Source organism: Salifodinibacter halophilus (assembly GCA_012999515.1).
Taxonomy (GTDB): Bacteria; Pseudomonadota; Gammaproteobacteria; order Nevskiales; family Salinisphaeraceae; genus Salifodinibacter; species Salifodinibacter halophilus.
Genome location: JABEEB010000463.1, coordinates 1 through 252, shown reverse-complemented (window position 1 = coordinate 252; position 252 = coordinate 1). Strand labels below are relative to the sequence as shown.

1 protein-coding gene is annotated in these 252 nt (G+C 73.8%); it reads left to right on the top strand.

All coding sequences use genetic code 11. The annotated features are described in order from the left end of the window. A partial coding sequence (locus HKX41_12455) for a putative sulfate exporter family transporter (protein NNC24947.1) occupies nucleotides 1-252 on the top strand: 252 nt, incomplete at both ends.

Sequence of the window (252 nt, the reverse complement as noted above, 5' to 3'; positions counted from 1 at the left end):
CGCGCCCCGGCATCGACACGCAGAAACTCCTCCTCGAAACGGGTATCGTCCTGCTCGGCGCTCGCATCACCGTCGACGAACTCGTCGCCTCCGGCCCCGTGCTGGTCGCGCTCGTCGTCGTCACCGTCGCCGCGGGCGTCCTCCTCGTCGAGGCCGTCGCCGGCCGCGTGTTCGGCCTCGCCGACAAGACTGGGTCGCTCCTCGCGGCGGGCGCGAGCGTCTGCGGCGTCTCCGCGGCCACCGCCATCGCCG